Annotated in this window: 9 protein-coding genes, 1 tRNA gene and 1 pseudogene; 3 read left to right on the top strand and 8 right to left on the bottom strand. The window is 45.5% G+C overall.

What is annotated here, in order from left to right; all coding sequences use genetic code 11:
* Positions 1–86 precede the first annotated feature (86 nt).
* The 6 genes and pseudogenes from QM830_RS09345 to QM830_RS09320 all read right to left on the bottom strand — a co-directional run bounded on the left by QM830_RS09345 (position 87) and on the right by QM830_RS09320 (position 12,489).
* The gene (locus QM830_RS09345) at positions 87–824 is read right to left on the bottom strand and encodes a hypothetical protein (RefSeq protein ID WP_009731826.1); all 738 of its coding nucleotides are present in this window, start codon (positions 822–824) and stop codon (positions 87–89) included.
* Between the two features lie 238 nt (positions 825–1,062).
* Entirely contained in the window at positions 1,063–3,492 is a 2,430-nt protein-coding gene (locus QM830_RS09340; RefSeq protein WP_414326660.1) for an ATP-dependent Clp protease ATP-binding subunit, read from the bottom strand.
* A complete protein-coding gene (locus tag QM830_RS09335) occupies positions 3,493–3,957 on the bottom strand; it encodes a CtsR family transcriptional regulator (protein ID WP_414326659.1) in 465 nt (154 codons plus the stop codon).
* Between the two features lie 309 nt (positions 3,958–4,266).
* Entirely contained in the window at positions 4,267–6,501 is a 2,235-nt protein-coding gene (locus tag QM830_RS09330; RefSeq protein WP_414326657.1) for an alpha-L-fucosidase, read from the bottom strand.
* Positions 6,502–6,647: 146 nt separating this feature from the next.
* Positions 6,648–11,551, bottom strand: a pseudogene (locus tag QM830_RS09325) (Ig-like domain-containing protein); the annotation flags it as partial.
* Positions 11,552–11,967: 416 nt separating this feature from the next.
* On the bottom strand, positions 11,968–12,489 hold the full coding sequence (locus QM830_RS09320; RefSeq protein ID WP_009731831.1) for a Dps family protein: 522 nt from the start codon (positions 12,487–12,489) through the stop codon (positions 11,968–11,970).
* Positions 12,490–12,662: 173 nt separating this feature from the next.
* Between QM830_RS09320 and QM830_RS09315 the strand changes: the two genes are divergently transcribed.
* Positions 12,663–13,133 carry a COG2426 family protein gene (locus QM830_RS09315; RefSeq protein ID WP_009731832.1) on the top strand — a complete coding sequence of 157 codons (471 nt, stop codon included), beginning with the start codon at positions 12,663–12,665 and terminating at the stop codon, positions 13,131–13,133.
* 237 nt (positions 13,134–13,370) lie between these two features.
* On the opposite strand, the gene tsf is transcribed toward QM830_RS09315, so the two are convergent.
* Together tsf and rpsB are read right to left on the bottom strand one after the other, a co-directional pair.
* On the bottom strand, positions 13,371–14,411 hold the full coding sequence (gene tsf, locus QM830_RS09310; protein ID WP_414326654.1) for a translation elongation factor Ts: 1,041 nt from the start codon (positions 14,409–14,411) through the stop codon (positions 13,371–13,373).
* Positions 14,412–14,493: 82 nt separating this feature from the next.
* Positions 14,494–15,276, bottom strand: coding sequence for a 30S ribosomal protein S2 (rpsB, locus tag QM830_RS09305; protein WP_414326653.1), 783 nt, complete (start codon positions 15,274–15,276; stop codon positions 14,494–14,496).
* 253 nt (positions 15,277–15,529) lie between these two features.
* Between rpsB and QM830_RS09300 the strand changes: the two genes are divergently transcribed.
* Both QM830_RS09300 and QM830_RS09295 read left to right on the top strand, forming a co-directional pair.
* A tRNA-Cys gene (locus tag QM830_RS09300) sits at positions 15,530–15,600 on the top strand.
* Between the two features lie 143 nt (positions 15,601–15,743).
* Positions 15,744–16,502, top strand: a complete 759-nt coding sequence (locus QM830_RS09295) for a hypothetical protein (protein ID WP_414326651.1) — start codon at positions 15,744–15,746, stop codon at positions 16,500–16,502.
* Positions 16,503–16,627 lie beyond the last annotated feature (125 nt).

The raw sequence follows: 16,627 nt of genomic DNA, 5'->3' as shown, positions 1-16,627 counted from the left end.
TAGTTTTTTATAAAAAAATATATTTTTCTTTAAATGATGAAAAAAGATCTGAAGAGGCCCAACCGACCTTTCAGATCTTCCAGAATTTATTCACGGGTGAGGGCGTGGCTGACACCGTCTTTGAGGACAGTCACGCTTGATACAGAACCATCCTTTCCAACCACAATATCAAGAGTCGCTGCAGAACCATCGCCTGCTGAGAGATTGGCATGGTAATGACCATCATCCAAGGTATAGTTATAGCCACTAATACCGTAAGTTACGGGTTGACCACCAGGAAGTTGGATGGTCACTTGACCACCTTGGCCAATAGTGACCCCAGTGTCCCGTTTGTCAGACCAGTTCCCAGCTGCCGCAGAAAAATCACCTGCTGCTACAGAATAGACTCCCTTGTACTGAGCATTTTCAGTGGTAGATGCTTGTTTCTTAGCCTGTGCATGACCTTCTTCTAGACTTGGAAGTTTCTCTTTAGCTGGTTTAGCTGGAGTGGCTACTTCCTTTGTTTCTTTTGTCACTGGAGCTGAGGGAGCTACTGGCGTTGTTTCTCTAGCGGGAGCAGGTGTTTGACTAGCTGCAGCTTGGTTATTTTTGCTACCAATGGTTTGACTTTCTTCTGATTTACTAGCAGAAGATGAAGTGGCAATCGGATCTTTACTAGTGATCACTTTTTTCTTGGAAGAAGAAGAACTTGTTTGTTTGACTTGACTGGTCTTTGAGCTGCTAGCTTCACTTGTCTTTTCTTCTTTAGAACCTCCACAAGCTCCTAGGAAAAGACTCGCTACAAGGGCCATTGCTGCTAAGGAAACAATCTTTTTATTTTTCATAACCGAACCTCTTTTGTAACATTTGTAATATTTTGTAACATCATTGTAACACTGTTATATCTGCCTGTCAATAGGGTCTCACCTATTTTTTCAAATGTGAAAGTAGTTTTAAAACAGATGCTCCTCCCTAACTCATACAAAAAGAAGTCAAGGCCAAAGACCTCAACTTCTATATAAGAGCTGTTTATTAATTTTCCGTATCTGCCATTTACAAGCTTTCATGAATAAAGTAGGTTTTCTAGACAATCTCAAACTTGATAGCGCCACCTGTCGTTCCAACCTTGATGGTTTGCCCTTCTTGGACTTGTCCTTTCAGCAATAGCTCTGCTAACTGATCTTCCACTTCAGTCTGCAAGACGCGACGAAGTGGACGAGCTCCCATTTCTGGATCATAGCCTTTGCTTGCAAGCCATTTAAGCGCTGAAGGCTGGAATTTAAGGGTCATGCCTTGTTCTGCCAAGGTTGAAATAAGCGGTTTAACCATGACTTTCACCACCTGCTGCATGTCTTCGCTTGACAGGCTATGGAAGACCACCTTTTCATCAATCCGGTTGATAAACTCTGGACGATAAGTCTTCTTCAACTCTTCAAACATGCGTTTTTCCATATTAGCTTGATCAAAGCGGATATCTTTGGCACCAAAGCCAACGGTCTTATCATCTCGAAGGGCTGTCGCTCCCAGGTTTGAGGTCATGATGATAATGGTATTGGAGAAGTCGATCTTTCGGCCCTTGCTATCGGTTAAGACACCATCATCCAAGACCTGTAAAAGGACATTGAAAATGTCAGGATGGGCTTTTTCTAACTCATCAAACAAGAGGACAGAATACGGTTTGTTGCGGACTTTCTCCGTCAACTCTCCCCCTTCTTCGTAGCCCACATAGCCTGGAGGTGCACCATTGAGACGACTGGCCGCGAATTTTTCCATGTACTCACTCATGTCAAAGCGGATCAAAGCAGACTCGTCATCAAAGAGGACTTCTGCAAGGGCCTTTGCGAGCTCGGTTTTTCCGACACCGGTAGGCCCTAAGAACATGAAGGAACCGATGGGACGTTTATTGCTACGGATACCTGATTGATTGCGTCGAATCGCCCGACTGATACTAGAAACCGCTTGGTCTTGGCCAATCACGCGCTTGTGCAATTCTGTTTCTAAGTTTAGGTACTTCTTGGCATCGGTTTGGGTTAGCTTTTGAGTGGGAATACCCGATAATTGGCTCAAGGTCAGCAAGACATCTTGATCGGTGACTTCTTTCTTGTAAACAATCGGAGCCGCCTCAACTTGTAAAAGCTGGGCTGCTTTCTTCCACTTTCCTTCCATCAAAGCGCGGTCCAAGGCGGTTAACTCTTCTTTAACGTGACCATTTGAATCACGATTTTGAACGGTAGCCGCCGCTTCATCCAAGAGGTCAATAGCTGAATCTGGCAATTGACGACTGGTCAAATAGCGGTGGGCATATTTGACAGCTGTTTCGATCGCTTCATCGCTAATGGTCACATGATGGTGGTCTTGGTAGGTCTCTTTTAAGCCTTGGAGAATCTGAATGCTGTCTGCAACACTTGGTTCTTCAATGGTAACTTTCGCAAAGCGACGAGAGAGGGCCGCGTCTTTTTCGATATGCTTTTGGTACTCATCTTGTGTCGTTGCTCCGACTGTGCGCAAGGTTCCACGGGCTAGAGCCGGTTTTAGGATGTTGGCTGCGTCTAAAGTCGAATCAATGCCGGATCCTGACCCCATAATGGTATGCAGTTCATCGATAAAGAGAATGACGTGACCGTCTTCTTCGATATCCTGGATAATATTGTTCATCCGCTCTTCAAAGTCCCCACGGAAGCGCGTCCCTGCCACCACATTCATAAGATCCAACTCCAGGACACGCATTTGCGCGATTTCAGCTGGAACATTGCCACTAGCTACCCGCTGGGCCAACCCCAATGCCAGGGCTGTTTTTCCGACCCCAGCTTCTCCTACTAGAACAGGATTGTTCTTGGTCTTGCGGCTAAGGATTTGGATCATGCGCGAAATCTCTGCATCGCGGCCAATCACAGGCTCAAGCTGTCCTGAACGAGCCATTTCTGTCAAATCACGGGTATAATCCTCGAGTCCTCCACTTGTGCTTGGGGGCATGCCCATCATATTTCCCATGGTTTGGCGGTTAGGATTTTGAGCCCGGTAGAGGCTCCGGATAGCTTTGATGTCATTTTTGTCCCAGCCTGCTTTGTCTTCTAAATTCTTGCGAAGGGAAGCAATGGGAACACCCTTATCTTGCTCCGTAAAGGCAAAACCTGCAAACTCCATGACCTGGCTAGCCAAGGTCCCACGATCTGATAGAAGAGAGAGGAGCACGTGCTCTGTCCCCAAAGTTTTGGCATGAAGGACTTGCGCAATCTCCGTCGCGTGTTTCATCATCGCTTCCATCCGATAAGAAAACGGGAAGATTTCATACCGATTGTCATTTTGAAACACTTGACCTGTAATATGCTCAGCTGCATCCTGAAATTCGTCGATCTGCATGGGGTAATCGCTGAGCACAGAACCTGCTATGCTATAGGGATTATTGGCCATAGCTGTCAAGAGATGCCAAGTGTCCAAAGTATCCCCCTGATAGTGACCTGCTAGTATTTGGGCCGCTTCTATACTTTCTAACAGTGCTGTTGAATAGTTCATCTAGTCGGTATTTCCTTTTCTATCTACTTGTTGAATGATTTTTTTCAGCATGTTTGCTCGCAGATTTGGGGCATCCTGACCCAAAACCTCATCAGAAGTCGTTGCAAGCAAGAGCTGCGTTTCACGTTTTGTCAATAATTTCTCTTCAAAGAGCATCTCTAGAATATCATTGAAAACCTGCTGGCTGATGGTCTCTCCAATATTGGCCGCCAGGTCTTGAAGCATCTGATGGTGATCTGAAAACTGGACCTTGCCAATGCGGATATAACCGCCACCACCGCGTTTGCTCTCTACAATATAGCCTCGGCTTTCGGTAAAGCGGGTCTTAATGACATAGTTAATCTGACTGGGTACGACCTGAAAGACATCTGCCAACTCACTTCTTTTTAGTTCTGCCATGCCAGCTTGAGCCAGCAAGGCCTTGATATAAGCTTCAATGCTATCAGATGTGTTCTTATTTGCCATGATGCTCCTTTCTGGCTTTTTTTCTAGATGGATGCTCTACTCTTTGGCCCATAAAAAATGGCCTTGGAGTGTTCCTTCCCATCATTGACCTTATTTGACTATTATACAATTTTTACGGCTGTAAATAAAGCAAAGACTCTATGGAAATAGGAATCTCTTAAGAAGGCAAAATAAAAGAGGCTAGTAAGAACTAACCTCTTATGTCAAGAATAGACTACTCTTTCTGATAAGCGAATTTCGCGACTCCATCTCAACAGCCTGAAGTAAGAATTTCTCACCAAATTCATAGAGTCCTTCTTTGAATACTGGTTAAGCTTCTTTCCTTTCCGGCTGTCTAACAATTTCTCTCATCACTTGGACTGTCAGCTCTGGAATAAAGCCGACCAGACTTCCTTGATCCGGATGCAACAATTTGACCTTAAAGTCATAAACATCTGTCGCCTTGCCTGCAAAATCAAGGGTTGGGACTTGGACTGTTTTTTCGGTCTCTCCATCTGCAAACTCGAGAGTGACATTGGTATCTTTATAAACCTTGCCATGAACCCCTGTTCCTGGTTCTGTGATCAATTTAAGACTGGCACTTCCTTTAGAGCCACCTTTTCTCTTGACGACGACTTGCGCTGGGTCGCCTTTCTTAACGGCTAGGGTTGGCTGAGCAAACTCAAAGAGACCCTTTTCTTGGTTATTGAGGGCATAAATCCCTTCCGTTGCGATCGCATCTCCCTTGCTATTGACCAAGGTCAAAGTATGGGCTCCTGCTTTCAAATCCGGTGTTTCATAAACCTTTTGGCTGCGTTTGCGGGTTGGACTTTGGGTATTAACCATCTCTAGTTTTTGTCCATCGACATAGACATCCATTTCCCCATGACCAGGGTCTACGGTTGCGACGACATAGGCCTTGGTGCCTTCAAACTGATAGGTCACCGAAGCTCCCTTTTCCTTGGTCCACATTGAGGTGCCTCGAACGCCTTCTCCATCTTCATTCCATTGGCTATTGGCACGATCAGCAGTCCGGTCAGAATGATAGGCCAAACCAAGCGGATAGCCATCCGTTTCTTCAATGCTAGCTGGCGTCTTATAGACAGAGACGCCGTTCAAGATTGGAGTGGCTTGGGCATCGGTGATGGACACCCGGAGGTAGCGGCTATCAACTGGTTGCCCTTTGATCAAACGGCGGTATCCAACGGTTGACCCAGCCCCAAAAGGAACCCATTGCCCATTCACCGCTACATCGATGGTGAAACCGGAAATCCGTTGGCCTTTCTCGATGGTTTCTTTGAGCTCTACCACATCAAAATATTGCTCTTTTCCAAGATCGAGGACAAAAGATCCGGTCTTGGCATCATCGGCAGGTGCCCAACTGGTCTTCTCATCTCCATCCGTCAAATAGCTGGCTGAGTAATGAGCATTGCGACGTGTCGAGTCAGCTTCTACCAAAGCGCCCGCCGCATAGTCCACGCTGTAGAGTTGGTCCAGGGTCTGGCGGAATTCTTTCAAACGGGCCACATCGGCATCCGCAAATTTCCCATCTTGGTTGGGTGGGATATTGAGCAAAAGTGGGGTGCCACGGCCGACCGATTTGAAGTAAATGTCCATCAATTCGTGCAAGGACTTAGGCTCTTGGTTGTCATGGTAGAACCAGCCGGAGCGAATAGAAACATCCGCTTCTCCCACTGAGTATTGCTTCCCTTCCGGATCCCCGTGATTGAGGTAACTATTGGATGGATTGTTGCGAATCTTATCCGGATTGACCTTATGCCAAACTGGATCTCCAGCAATTCCCTTTTCATTTCCGATCCAACGAACATTGGTTGGCTCAGCTGAGAAGATGGCGATATCTCCTTGGGCCTTACGAATGGCATCAAACCACTTATCAAAGGTATAAGTGACTTTTTGAGCCCCATCGCCACGCGCTCCATCCATCCAGACTTCCACGAACTTGCCCTTGTTGCCATATTTTGGATCTTCAAGGATTTCTTTGAGCTGGTTGAGGTAGTATTCGTTGTATTGGTCCTCTGTATCCACATGGTAGAGTGGGCTGTGAGCATCCCAAGGGGAGAGATAGACCCCCATATCCATGTCATACTTGCTGGCAGAAGCAGAAACCTCGGCTAGGATATCGCCTTTCCCTTCCTTCCAACCGCTTTTAGCAATGGTATGGTCAGTGTATTTGGATGGGTACAAGAGGAAGCCATCGTGGTGCTTGACGACCATGATGGTCCGTTTGAACCCCGCCTCTTTCAGGGTTTTGATCCACTGATCGGTATCCAGATGCTCTGGATAGAAATCATAAGGATCTTCTTGCCCATCTCCCCACTCACGATCGTAGTAGGTATTCATCCCAAAATGAATGAAAGCTGCTAGTTCTTCGCGGTGGTATTGCATTTGAGCCTTGCTTGGAAGCGGACCATAGTCTGCAATCTCAGGCTCCTCATCTGGAGAAGTTGCTGGTTGGGTGGCTTCTGTCCCCTGGCTAACTACGCAGTTTTCTTTCTCACTCGTTACGGGTGAGGAATATTCTGATTTTTCTTGGTGCTCTTTCACAGTGCTCTCCTCCTCTCTTTGCTGTTTATCATATCTCAGTTTAATCGCCGGTGGCTCTCACTATTCTTAGTGATTTGTTGAACAAAAAGCCCAAAGATAAGCGATTGATTGTCTGTATCTTCAAGTAGCCTATACTGTTGCTACAGTTCATCATCACTTGTGAGATGGAGGCGGTATTCTTGTAAGATGGTTCCATCTTCTGCTTTGTGGACGACGCGGATCGGCTCACCTTCATGGACGCTTGGCACAACTGTTGCAAGACCGTGATGGCTAGCTGTTGCTTCCACTTGTGGATAAGCCCGATCAAGCGCATCGATGTAGTAATCGGTCACACTTGGATTAACTCCTGGTAAAACTTCACCGTTGACACGAATGGTCACCTGGCTCTTTTCTTCTGCCGCAACCTTATTGGCAAATACCTGAATCTCTGAAATAGAGCTTCCACGCTTGCCTTCTGGCGTCTTCATACGGATACGAACAGCATAAGTGTCGACTTTATCAAAACTGAAATGATTCATCTTACCAGCTGCTACCGGTTCTTCAACGGTTAGGTTGCTGACTTCTTTCCAGTTGGCTGGGTTGTTAAATGGGTGGTCTGTTTCGTCTTTAACCCGATTTGGATTGCTTGGAACTGTTGGGATTTGTTCCCCTGTATAGTACTCAATCACATACTCACTTGGAGCCCCAACGCCGTGGACTTCGTGGAAACCGACATGGAGGTTGTCCACTGCACGTTTGGTCAAGATACCAGAGTCCCCAAACAAGATCCCAACAGAATCTTCCGCATTGTCACGGCCCCAGTTGGTCCAACGGTTAGCTGGAGCATCGGTAAAGGAAATCACCTTGTCATTGACCTTAGCAACTGGATCCGCATCGTTAGAGTCACTTGCAAAAGCAAGTGGCAAGACTGAGCCTGTCCATTGTTCTGCTACGTTTGCTCCCTTGACTGTGTTTGCGGAAACACGGATATGGAGACGGGTTGGAAGGTTGGTTCCTTCTACACGACCGGAGAGGACAACTTCTCCTTCTTGGGCTAAGAGTTGCGGATCGACCGCATCCCATACTACCTTGGCTACATAGGTCTTGCCATTGGAATGATAAGTCCGCACGCTTTCTGGAAGTGCTGGTTTTTCACCGACTGGAGTTGTGGTGCTGACTTCTTCTACAGCGATAATGCCTTCAACGGTGACTTGAGCTTGGGCTTCTTTTTCCACACCTTCTACATGACCTGTAACTGTAAAGCTATGGTAATCCTTGACTTGATCTGCTGTCACAGCATCCCAGGTCACGCGTTTTTCTTTAGGGAATCCCTTGTCATACTCAACCAAGACTGTCTCTGGAAGAGCTGGCAAAACGTTTCGATCCGTACTAATCCGTACAGGACGTACCTTGACAACTGTCTTTTCTTCTGGATTTGGCGTGATGGTAAAGCTGACTTCTCCCGTTTGTCCTTGGAAGTTGGCTACTAAATGAACCAATCCTGCTTCCCGTAGTTCCAAACCTTTCTTGCTTGCGACCGCTTTTCCTTGACTGCTGGCCACTGTTGCCACATCGATTTGATCTGCTTGGAGGCTAGCCAAACTGCCATCTTGGTAATGAGCAGTGACATCAAGCATTACCGTTTGGTCTTCCTTGAGTTCTTGCCCTTCTGGCAGACGCAATTCTAGGCGCTGGATCTGTGGACTTTCTTCTTGGAATTGGACCACATAGGTCTGGACAGCTCCGGTATCCTTAGCAGTCACATATATTTGAGTCCTCAAACCATTTTCAAGATTAGCTTGTAGGACCGTCACTTCAGCATTTTCTGCACTTGCTGTGACTTGACCTGGCTCTTGACCATAAGCCAGCGGACGGAAAATAGTATGGTTGCCACTGCCAAATTTTGGAAGGGCTACCCCATCTAGCTGTACTGTTGGTTTCTTAGCCTTGCTGACTGTTCCACCAGCAACCACCAGTGTCGCTTGGAAAGTTTCCCCATTGCCTAGAAGTCCTGTAGCTTTCAAGCGAGCACCTGGTGTAGACAATTGCTCCTCTTGACCAGCTTCCAAGGTCCATTGATCAACGTCATAGCTAACTGTTCGGCCATCTGTGAAGACCAATTGTACAGTCTTATCCACTGTCGCTAGATCTGCTCCCTGCGGGATTTGTTTGATGACTGGAAGGACTTGCTCCACACCGATTACATCGACCAGAGCTTCGACCGTCCGCCCTTGAACATGACCGGTCACACGAACTTGACCAGCACGACTATAGTCTGCCGCATCCCATTCAACGGCTTCTTCTTGGACCTTGCCATCGCTATAGACGACAGATACGCGACTTGGACGTTCAGGATTTTGTCCCAAGTACACTTTAGTTCGAACCGGTTCGACTCCCAAGACAGAGCGTTCTTCCTGGTTCTTCTTACCAGTAAAGAGGCTGACTTGGTCTGACTGCAAGCGGTCTGAGTCTGCATACAGGGTAAAGGCACCTGCTTGCTCAGTCGATTTGACAATCACAACCCCTTTGCCGTTAAAGGCCCGACGTTGCCATGAGCCATCTTCCTGTGCTTTGTAGCGTTCCCGGCTAGCTTGTTCCCCGTTGTCGACGCCGACAATTTGGCCTTGGCCATGCAAATGGAAATGCACCAAGTTATTGGCAGTTGGGACGACACGACCTGCTTCATCGACGATTTCATAGGTCATATAGGTCAAATCCTTGCCGTCTGCCGCAATAGCATGTTCTTCTTTCAGCAGACGAACACCGGCTGGCTTCCCAGCTGTTTCAATCTGATCGCGGGCAATCACTTCTCCTGCTTCGTTGCGGGCAATAGCTTCCACCTTACCTGGCACATAAGGAACCAACCACTCTAGATAGAGTTCATCCGGATTTGCCCCTTCTTGGTAAGTCCGGCCATCTGCTGTGGTCTTCTTGGTAAAGGTCTTCACTCCTTGTGATTCCCCATTGACAATCAATTCCACACTGTGGGCATTGGAGAAGGCACGAACAGGAATCCGACCTTCTTCATCCATGACACGATTGGCTAATTCTGGATTTTCCCAGTTCCAATGTGGTAAGAGATGGACCATTGGATGTTTCTCAGCTGACAACCATTGACTTTGGTAAAGGTAAAAATCATTCTTCGGAAGGCCGGCAGTATCCACGATACCGAAATAAGAACTTTTCACAGGTGTGTCATTTTGGTTGTGCCATGGTGTTGGCTCACCAATATAGTCTGTACCTGTCCAGATAAATTGACCTGCATAGCCGGCATGATCACGGTCAAAGGTCCAAGAGGCTGTCGCTGTCCGACCCCAACCAACCCGGTCATTGCCGTAGTCTGATTGTTCATAGTGGCGATCTTCTTGGTTGCTTCCGACCCATTCTCTTTCAGGGTGGTAGTAAGAGCCTCGTGTCCGCGTCGCAGAAGAGGTTTCAGAACCATAAATGAGCCAGTTGGGGTGTTTAGCGCGTAGGCTTTCATAGTTGGCCTCTGAATAGTTAAATCCAACTGCATCGAGCTCTGCCGCTACCTTTTCATGCCCTCCTGATCCATCACCAAAGCGGAATTTGTCAGCTCCCATGGTGACATAGCGAGTTGCATCCACTTCCTTGATGGTCTTGACAAGACGACGAACGGTTGCGACAGACTTATCAGATCCATCTGCTTCACCGACTTCGTTACCGATTGACCACATCACAATAGAAGGATTGTTCTTTCCTCGCTCTACCATGGTCCGAAGATCATAGTCAGACCACTTATCCCCTTTTCGAGCTTCTGGATGCGTTGCATCCTTTTCAAAGAATCGACCGTAATCGTATTGCTTCTTACCACCATACCAAGTATCAAAAGCTTCTTCTTGGACCATCAAGCCCAACTCAGCCGCAATTCGCAAGGTTTGTTCACTGGCTGGGTTGTGGGTCGTCCGGATGGCATTGACTCCCATGTCCTTCATCTGTTTGAGGCGGCGGTATTCAGCCTTGTCATTTTCCTCAGCTCCGAGAGCCCCATGGTCATGGTGAAGGGAAACACCGTGGAATTTCGTAGCCGCTCCGTTAAGGAAGAAGCCCCCTTCTGGTGTCCAGTTCAGATAGCGATAACCAAAGCGTTCCTTTTGCACATCGACCAATTGCGAATCCCGATAGACCCGCGTATACAGCGTATAGAGGGCTGGGTTATTGGTCTTCACATCCCAGAGGGTCGGTTTTTCAACATGAAGGGTATGAGACAGGTTGATCTCTTGACCAGCCAAAACGGATTGCACTTCACTGCGCACCTTTTCACTGACCACTTGACCATTTTGATCGACGATTTCGTATTCTGCATAAATACTGTGGGCTTGATCATCTTGGTTGACAATACGACTCTTCACAAGAGTATCGACTGCCCCCTTCTGTTGTTCTTCTAATTTTGGACTCGTGATGGTGGTCCCATACTTAGCAACATGGACCTTATCCGTCACACTGAGTTTGACATCACGGTAAATCCCACTTCCAGAATACCAACGACTACTTGGTTGTTGGTTGACCACATGAACCGCGATGGTGTTTTCACTTCCATCCGCATTCAAATAAGGAGTAATATCATAAGAAAAAGCATTGTAGCCATTTGGATAATGACCAACAAATTGCCCATTTACATAGACTTTCGAATCCATGTAAACTCCTCCAAATTCCAAACGCACCTTCTTATCCAGGTCCTTATCATCCAAACGGAAGGTCTTGCGATACCAAGCATCCCCACCGTTTAATTGTCCCCCTTCATTTTGGGCCGGAGAGTTGTGATCGAAGTCAAAGAAGATCGACCAATCGTGTGGTACATCTAATTTTTTCCAGTTTTTGACATCCACCTGGCGACCTTCTGCACCAGGAGCTGCATTTAATTTAAAATACCAATCTTTATTAAAGTCTCGTTCTCTATCTTTCACCATATCCTCCGCAATCCGATATTGATCTGGAAAAGTTCTTTCTTCCGCTATAGTAGGCGCTCAGATCCATCCGAAACGGGTTGACCTTTATCTGGAGGCTCCAACCTTTCTTCTATCCATGTAGGGGTGATGATAAGGGGAGCATCGTGAGGAGTTGAATGAACTGTTCCTACTGTCACAATCTGTTCTTCACTAGAGGCTATCAGCTCCTCTTCGACTAATGCTTACCCATCCTCCTAAGCTAAGATAAATGGAGCACCGTTTACTACAAAACAAAGTCGCCCCCAAAGTTTGCCAATCCTAAAAACAAAACGCTTTTCAAAAAGACTTCCCTATAAGAATCCCCTCTTATGATGAACCCTTTAATATGAACGTACTCTTGTTTTTGTGACCCCTTTTATACAATCTCATATTAACTATATCAAAAAAGAAGGGCAATAGGCCCCCCATTTCGATCCAACTATAGTTCGATTAAGAATTCCTTTAATTAGTTGAAAGCCTCTCAAACTGCCTAAAGATAGTAAAAAAGAAGCCATATGGCCTCTTTTTCCATCATATCTTATAACCCTGGTTCTTGACCGAGCTCAGCAGCCACCATCCAGATGTTCTTTTCAAGTTCTGCTTTTGCACCAACAAAGATATCATTGGTCACATCGTCGCCTTCAGCGTCCGTAACATCCATAGCTTTTTGGTAAAGGCTAGCAAGGTAACGGAAGATTTCAAGAACACGCGCCAAGCTTTCTTCTACATTGTTAGTAAATGCTCCACGACGTTCTTCAATATTGCTGTGCTCTAAAAATTCAGTCATGCTAGAATATGGAGCTCCACCAATTGTGATTAAGCGTTCACTCACTTCGTCCAAAGTAGCATCCAAGCTGTCCATGTATTCATCCATTTTTGGATGCCATACCAAAAAGCCACGTCCACGCATGTACCAGTGTACTTGGTGAAGAGCAATGTGAGCCACGTAGAGATCAGCTACCACTTGGTTCAAGATTGCTTTTGTTTCTGGAAGAGTTTCTTTATTGGAAGGTGCAAAGTTTGCTACATCAGTAGCTGCTTCATGTTTCATCATTGTCATGTTGTTCTCCTTTTTATAATGATTCTAATTAATTATGTCTTTATTATAATCCTTCTAATTAATAAAGTCAAGATAAAAGATCCAAAAAAAGATAAATTTAAAAAAAGTTGGAATAGTTGTCAATTGATAGAAGATACGATAGAATGAAGAAGACTAATCGAAAGGCTTTTCTAATGAAATACATTCTTACATTTTTGATCTCTATGGTTCCTCTCGTGGAACTTCGTGGCGCAGTTCCCTTCGCTATTTCAAGAGGAATCCCCCTCTGGCAGGCCCTCGCTATTGGGGTTATTGGCAATATGCTTCCGATACCTATAATCTTCTTCTTTGCCCGTCATATTCTCGCTTGGGGAGCAGATAAACCAGTCATCGGCTCCTTCTTTACCTGGTGTTTGAACAAGGGCCATAAGGGGGGACAGAAACTGGAAAAAGCTGCAGGAGATAATGGAATCTTCTGGGCATTACTGCTATTTGTTGGAATTCCGCTTCCTGGGACCGGTGCCTGGACTGGAACCCTCGCTGCTTCCATCCTAGATTGGGATTTCAAACGCAGTGTTCTAGCAGTTATGTTAGGGGTCATTTTAGCCGGACTCATCATGGGGATCCTCTCTCTCTTACTTGGACTGAATACCTTCGCCCACTAATTACAAAAGGACTGAAACAGCTGTTTCAGTCCTTTTCATTTTGCACAAAAGAGGCTGGGACAAAAGTCCTAGCCTCTCAATTGTTTTTGGATTGTAGAGCAAGACGCAGTGGTTGAGTGGGCTCTACTACGCTGATTTCATCAACTTTTACAGCCCTACTCAACTGTGCGGAGGTGGGACAACGAAATCGAATTCTAACGAATTACCGATTTCTGTCCCACTCTCTTTTTAGTATTCTTAGTTGTTAAGAGCTGCTGCCATTGTAGCTGCAACTTCTGCTTCAAAGTCATTTGAAGCTTTTTCAATACCTTCACCAACTTCAAAGCGAACGAATTCAACAACTGAAGCATTTACTGATTCAAGGTAAGCTTCCACTGTCTTGCTGTCATCCATGATGTAAACTTGTGCAAGAAGAGTGTAGGCTTGGTCAACTTTTGTGTTGTCCAAGAAGAAGCGGTCCATTTTTCCTGGGATGATTTTATCCCAGATTTTTTCTGGTTTACCTTCAGCCGCCAATTCAGCTTTGATATCTTCTTCAGCTTGAGCAACCACTTCGTCAGCCAATTGAGCTTTAGAACCATACTTCAAGTGTGGAAGAGCTGGTTTACCAACCATTGCACGGCTTTCGTTGTCTTGGTCGATTACGTGGTTCAATTGTGCCAACTCATCTTTCACGAATTGCTCATCCAATTCTTTGTATGAAAGAACAGTTGGTTTCATTGCAGCGATGTGCATTGAGATTTGTTTAGCAAGTGCTTCGTCTCCACCTTCGACAACAGAGATAACACCGATACGTCCACCGTTGTGTTGGTATGCACCGAAATGTTGGGCATCTGTTTTTTCAAGCAAAGCAAAACGACGGAATGAAATTTTTTCTCCGATAGTTGCAGTTGCAGATACGTATGCAGCTTCAAGAGTTTCACCTGAAGGCATTGTCAACGCAAGAGCTTCTTCGTTGTTAGCTGGCTTCCCTTCAGCGATGACTTTTGCAGTTTCGTTTACCAATTCAACGAATTGAGCGTTTTTCGCAACAAAGTCTGTTTCAGCATTCACTTCAACAACTGCTGCAACGTTTCCATCAACATAAACACCAGTCAAACCTTCAGCGGCAACACGGTCAGCTTTCTTAGCTGCTTTAGCCATACCTTTTTCGCGAAGCAATTCGATCGCTTTTTCGATATCACCTTCAACTTCAACCAATGCTTTTTTAGCGTCCATGACACCAGCACCAGATTTTTCGCGCAATTCTTTTACAAGCTTAGCTGTAATTTCTGCCATTTTTATTCTCCTATATTTTTTAATAAAATAAGAGGGTCGGGCTGAGCCCTGCCCTCTTAGGTTCGTTACGTATAAACTAGAATTAAGCGTTGTCGCCTTCTACAACTTCAACGATTTCTTCGATTGAATCAGCTTGACCTTCAGTAGCTGCCAATTCAGCTTCTACTGTCGCAACACTGTCTTCACCTTGACGACCTTCGATAACAGCATCAGCCATTTTCGCAGTGATCAATTTAACAGCGCGGATAGCGTCATCGTTCGCTGGGATGATAACATCGATATCATCTGGGTCAGTATTTGTGTCGACCATCGCTACAACTGGGATACCCAATTTTTTAGCTTCTTTAACAGCGATTTGTTCTTTATGTGGATCCACAACGTACATGACGTCTGGGATACGAGGCATGTCTTCGATACCGCCCAAGAATTTTTCAAGACGAGCGCGTTGTTTGTTCAACAATGCAACTTCTTTCTTAGGAAGAACTTCGAAAGTTCCATCTTCTTCCATGCGTTTGATTTCTTTCAAACGAGCGATACGTTTTTGGATTGTTCCCCAGTTAGTAAGAGTTCCACCCAACCAACGGTGGTTGATGAAGTATTGACCTGAACGAATAGCTTCTTCTGCAACAGCATCAGCAGCTTGTTTCTTAGTACCTACGAACAAGATCACTGCATCGTTTGCAGCTGCATCACGCATGAAGTCGTATGCTTGGTCTGCATATTTTACAGTTTGTTGCAAGTCGATTACGTGGATTCCGTTACGTTCAGTGAAGATGTACTTAGCCATCTTAGGGTTCCAGCGACGAGTTTGGTGACCAAAGTGTACACCAGCCTCAAGAAGTTGTTTCATTGAAATTACTGCCATGAGTAAGTTCTCCTTTTTTGTTTTTTTCTCCTCTCTCAGACGTCAACTTGCAGCACGACCACAAGGGCAACGGTACCACAATGGATCCGAGATGAGTATTTGCTGTCTTAGACAACTCTATAAGTATAGCAGAAATCCCTAGAATTCGCAAGCTATTTGAGAGATTTTTTCTCCTCTCTCTTTCTTGATTGATTTGAAACAAAAAGTTTTTCTTGACCTATCTTGATTTTTAGGTTACAATATTATATGTTATGGCGGTATAGCCAAGTGGTAAGGCACGGCTCTGCAAAAGCTTGATCGTCGGTTCAAATCCGTCTACCGCCTTGATAATAAAATTTTTATCATCTTTTATCTTTTAAAAATTCCCCTAGCAATAGGGGGTTTTTTGTTACCGTTTGCCTCATTTATCGATTATTGATATAATAAAACCCTCGCCTGTTAGGCAAATGACATTTGAAAGGGTATTTATGAAAAACATTCGTTTCTATACAATCGGCCTTCTTTCTCTTTTAACGCTAGCAGCTTGCTCACCTGCCAATTCTGCGCAACCAGCAAAAACGGCTTCTAGTTCCAAAAAGTCGGTCCAATCATCTTCAAGCAGAACATCATCGAGTAAAGAGACAAGCACATCTTCTGAAAGTAGCAAGTCCGATGATTTTTCAGATCGCTACAGTTTGGATCCAGATGATGGTTCCTCTCTTCAATATGTGCCGGGAGCTACATCCATTCCTGAGATCGAAAAACTCAAGAAACTCCATCTGAGCACTGGTTTTGTATTAAGAACCGAAGATGGACAAGAGGTTGGTGGGCCAAAAGAAAGAAGCAGTTACGATGACGTAGTTGCAGCCTTTGGTCAACCCGTAAGTAGTACAGACAGTGCGAATCCTGGCGATGGGGTCAATGTTTGGGCAACAGACAATGGCGATATCATGGCTGTCTTCCGCAATAATGTCCTAACAGATATCACCTTCCGTTTAAAAGGAGGCGATGCCAACCACCAGTCTACCGGCAGCGTTTCCAAATCCGATACACCAAAAACAGCCCTCGAACGTCTTGGAAAACCCTATATCATTATGCGTTCCGAACGTTGGACCAGCTATGTCTATAAAGATAGCAACGGAGACGAATCTAACTTCTCTACACAGGGAGACAAGATCGTTGATGTCATGTCTGCTGCAGAAACCAAGCAGTTAAAAAAGATCACTGGCCTGGATAAAAATCAATAAAGCGCAATGAAAAGAGGCTGGGACAAAAGTCCTAGCCTCTCAATTGTCTTTGGATTGTCGAGCAAGACGCAGTGGTTGAGTGCTCAAAGCACTGCTTTGAGGTGGCGGATAGAACTTGCGAAGCA

The organism is Streptococcus sp. OMI750 (assembly GCF_047463895.1).
GTDB lineage: Bacteria > Bacillota > Bacilli > Lactobacillales > Streptococcaceae > Streptococcus.
Note: the sequence above shows the minus strand (reverse complement) of the source record. Positions and strands in the feature narration are given on the sequence as shown.